A 3,816-nucleotide genomic window follows, 5' to 3' on the forward strand; every position below is an offset into this window, starting at 1 on the left:
TCTTGTAACTGTATCAATTCCTCTATTAATTGCCTTAGAGGAAAAGTATGCAGATGAAAAGTAATTCTTGAATTTATAGTTTGAAATTGAGTGTCTATTCTTTTTTAACGGTATTACTAAAAAAATAACAGTCATTGAATCGAAAATTAAGCAGAAATGAGGACTACAATTGAGCATTGAACAACAATTATATGATGCAGTGAAAAATTTAATTAACCAAAGATATCCACATGGTTGGGGCGGAGCTGCAGCAATTCGTGTAGAAGATGGATCCATTTATACAAGTGTGGCCCCTGACGTAATAAACGCTTCAACAGAACTTTGTATGGAAACAGGTGCAATTTTAGAAGCGCATAAATTTCATAAGAAAGTTACACATTCTATTTGTCTTGCAAGAGAACATGAGCATTCTGAATTAAAAGTATTATCGCCTTGTGGTGTATGCCAAGAACGTTTATTTTATTGGGGACCAGAAGTACTATGCGCCATTACAAATTCGAAACAAGATATCATTTTTAAACCATTAAAAGAATTGCAGCCATACCATTGGAGCGAAGCATATCATGATGAATTCGCAAAAGAATGGAGTACGAGATAAAGTGAAACTTTAATCAGCCCTCACCAATCGGGCTTTTACGTGCAGTCCACCCCCACCTACCTTCTTTGCTTTTGCTGAATTTTGAGGTGGTGGGCTTACTCCGTTAATGCGGGATAAAGTGAAGGTACTCGCAAATAGCGGAGAATAAAGGTTATTCACTAAAAAAGCACCGTCACAAATGACGGTGCTTTTTCTATGTAAGAGCTACTAGAAGGTACCCTTCTAGCCTACTCCCATTTATAAGTCCAAAACTGTTCAAGTTGCAGCCATTTTAATGTTGCTGCGTCTTTGTTTTTTATTTTTGCATGCGTTTCTTCTAGCATCGCTTCCGTTTGTGAACGATGCGCGCCTAGTGCAGCTAATTTATGTTCAAATACTTCACTAATATTATTTACAACATCCGGTTCACCGAGTACTGCTTCGCGATTTCTCGTAATCGCAACCGCATGAATGGCTGGACGTTCTTCTTTTGGCATACGTGATACAGCACGAACTACAGCGCGGCCAAATGCATCATGATCCGGATGTACGCCGTGTTCTGGATAAAATGTAATAATTCGAGATGGATTTACTTCTTGAATAATCGCTTCGATTTTATCGGCAACAAAATCAACATCTTCAAATTCTAACGTTTTATCATGGAAACCGAGCATTCTTAAATCTTGAATGCCCATCGCTTCACAAGCCTCTTTCAATTCTTTCTCGCGAATATTTGGAATCGTTTCACGGTTAGCGAATACGTTTTTCCCCATGTTACGTCCCATTTGTCCAAGAGTACCACATGCATACGTTACAGGTACTCCTTGATCTGTTAATAAGCGAATTGTTCCTCCCGCAGCAAATGCTTCATCATCTGGGTGCGGAAATACAACAAGTACATGTCTCTCCATAAGTTTCCCTCCTTCTTACTTAAATGGCGTTAAGCTTAACTCAAGCGCAACTGCTAAGCGACCTTGGTTATCATGCCCTGCTAGTAATAAACGCTCTTTATCGTCTACTTCCCAGTGCGTAATACCTTCAGCATATACCCAGCCATGATCCATTTTTAGACCAACTCGGTATGGGTTTGTTCCAGTTATTTTCCCACGCTCAAAGCGAATAATTGCATTTCGAATGAATACTCCTACTGTCATCATCTTTTCATTAAAGTGTGACGCATACGCTCCATTCGTCGTTTCTAAATGAATATATACATCTTTATTTACAAAACGTTCAATTTCATTTTGAATAAGAGAACTATCTTTTACTATTTCCATCGGAATTCACCTCTTTAAACCATTTTACGCAAAAATAATGTAAATTGCTATCTCTATATTAGAGGACAACGCCCACTTTTCCTAATAATTTGCACTGTGTTTTTTATATTTTTTATATGATATGTAAAAATCACATTTTTTCCTTCACTTTGTTAAATAGTTTTCTTTCTTTTTTGAATTTGCTACAATATATTTTATCCCGTATTAATACAGCGAGATACATTTCGACAATTGAATACATACTTTAAAGAAGGTGACATGATTGGAACAATCAGCACATGAAGTAGCAAATTGGCAATATTATTTTACAATTGCCGTATTTTTAGTCACGTACGGTTTTATTATTTCTGAGAAATTGAATCGTGCTGTAATCGCACTATTCGGTGCTGCTATTATGATTATTTTTGGAATTGTAGATTTACATACTGCTTTCACATCGCATATTCAATGGGAAACGATTACCCTTTTAATTGGGATGATGATTCTCGTACATATTACGAGTCAATCAGGCGTATTTGAATTTGTAGCCATAAAAGCAGCAAAAGCAGCTGGTGGAAAACCAATCCGCATTTTATTATTACTATCCCTATTAACTGCTGTCGGTTCTGCATTTTTGGACAACGTAACAACCGTATTATTAATCGTACCTGTTACACTATCCATTACACGTATTTTAAAAGTAAATCCTGTTCCTTATTTAATTTCAGAAGTACTATTTTCAAATATAGGCGGAACAGCAACATTAATTGGTGACCCGCCGAACATTATGATTGGATCAGCTAATAAGCATTTAGACTTTAATGCCTTTTTACTAAACTTAGCTCCAATCGTAATCATTATTTCTATCGTTACACTTGGCATTATTTACTTCATGTATCGCAACAAACTAAAAACAACGCCTGAGCAAATCGAAAAGCTAATGGCATTAAATGAAAAAGATTATATTAAAGATCAGAGCCTCCTTTTAAAATCCATTACGATTTTAGGACTAACTATTTTAGGCTTTGTACTTCATTCTATTATTCATGTAGACGCTGCCGTTATTGCGATGACAGGTGCTACACTTCTTATGTTAATCGGTGTGAAAGAACATGATATTGAAGATGTATTTGCCCACGTTGAATGGGTAACAATTTTCTTCTTCGCTGGACTATTCGTTCTCGTTGGCGGATTAATTGATATCGGACTTATTTCTTCACTCGCAAAAGAAGTACTCGACGTAACAAATGGCGATATCGGTTTCGCTGCTATACTTATCTTATGGGTATCTGGCATCGCATCTGCGACAATTGATAACATCCCATTTGTCGCAACGATGATTCCACTTATTCAAGATTTAGCTACAGGACTCGGACTATCTGTCGATTCTCCGCAAATTGAAGTACTATGGTGGGCGTTATCACTTGGAGCTTGCCTAGGAGGCAACGGAACATTAATTGGAGCATCAGCAAACGTAGTCGTTGCTGGTATTGCAAAACGTGAAGGACATGGGTTCTCTTATATGGACTTCTTAAAAATCGGTTTCCCCTTAACGATCATTGCGCTATTGTTATCACATGCTTACATTTATTTACGTTATTTAATGTAAAAGTTGTAGTGCATGAAATTATGTCGTCAAATAAAAAAGGTTTGCAGCACTATGCTACAAACCTTTTTTCATCACCAAAATATACCTATAATTGCTAATCCACCTAAAATCATACCACCAATTTGTCCGATGATTGCTGGTGATAATTGAACACCTTTCCTCACTTCAACAACCGGCCTTTCGTGCCTTAGTTGCTGCACTTCACTTTGAAGTTGGTGCACACTTCCATGTAATTCTTTGATTAGTTCTTTTAATTCAGCGATCTCTTCGTTTACTGGCTTACTTTTTTCTAAGTTCATCTCGCATAACTCCTTATAAGGTGAAACTTTAATCAGTGGGGGTTTTGTTCATCCCCCACTGATTATTAGTTGAAC

The 3,816-nt window shown here is 36.9% G+C and carries 5 protein-coding genes; 2 read left to right on the forward strand and 3 right to left on the reverse strand.

All coding sequences use genetic code 11. The features are described from left to right. The first annotated feature begins 169 nt into the window (after nt 1-169). Nucleotides 170-598, forward strand: a complete 429-nt coding sequence (locus AB3X49_RS19115) for a cytidine deaminase (RefSeq protein WP_002014145.1) — start codon at nt 170-172, stop codon at nt 596-598. 227 nt (nt 599-825) lie between these two features. Here the strand turns inward: AB3X49_RS19115 and bshB2 are convergent, their stop codons facing one another. Both bshB2 and AB3X49_RS19125 read right to left on the reverse strand, forming a co-directional pair. Beyond that, nucleotides 826-1,488, reverse strand: coding sequence for a bacillithiol biosynthesis deacetylase BshB2 (gene bshB2 / locus AB3X49_RS19120; protein ID WP_367964056.1), 663 nt, complete (start codon nt 1,486-1,488; stop codon nt 826-828). A 15-nt stretch (nt 1,489-1,503) separates the two neighbouring features. Then, complete coding sequence (locus AB3X49_RS19125) at nt 1,504-1,854, reverse strand: YojF family protein (protein WP_367964058.1); 351 nt, start codon at nt 1,852-1,854, stop codon at nt 1,504-1,506. Nucleotides 1,855-2,116: 262 nt separating this feature from the next. Here AB3X49_RS19125 and AB3X49_RS19130 point away from each other — a divergent pair, with 262 nt between their 5' ends. Then, nucleotides 2,117-3,442: an ArsB/NhaD family transporter gene (locus tag AB3X49_RS19130; RefSeq protein WP_002014220.1), complete on the forward strand. Its 1,326-nt coding sequence runs from the start codon at nt 2,117-2,119 to the stop codon at nt 3,440-3,442. Nucleotides 3,443-3,513: 71 nt separating this feature from the next. Here the strand turns inward: AB3X49_RS19130 and AB3X49_RS19135 are convergent, their stop codons facing one another. Continuing rightward, the gene (locus tag AB3X49_RS19135) at nt 3,514-3,741 is read right to left on the reverse strand and encodes a hypothetical protein (RefSeq protein WP_367964060.1); all 228 of its coding nucleotides are present in this window, start codon (nt 3,739-3,741) and stop codon (nt 3,514-3,516) included. Between the last annotated feature and the right edge of the window lie 75 nt (nt 3,742-3,816).

Origin of the sequence: Bacillus sp. C30 (assembly GCF_040838255.1) — a bacterium.
Lineage (GTDB): Bacteria > Bacillota > Bacilli > Bacillales > Bacillaceae_G > Bacillus_A > Bacillus_A mycoides.

Excerpts from the sequence above, each read along its gene's own strand:
- bshB2 (WP_367964056.1), bottom strand. The coding sequence starts at position 1,488 with ATGGAGAGACATGTACTTGTTGTATTTCCGCACCCAGATGATGAAGCA.
- AB3X49_RS19135 (WP_367964060.1), bottom strand. The coding sequence starts at position 3,741 with ATGAACTTAGAAAAAAGTAAGCCAGTAAACGAAGAGATCGCTGAATTA.
- AB3X49_RS19125 (WP_367964058.1), bottom strand. The coding sequence starts at position 1,854 with ATGGAAATAGTAAAAGATAGTTCTCTTATTCAAAATGAAATTGAACGT.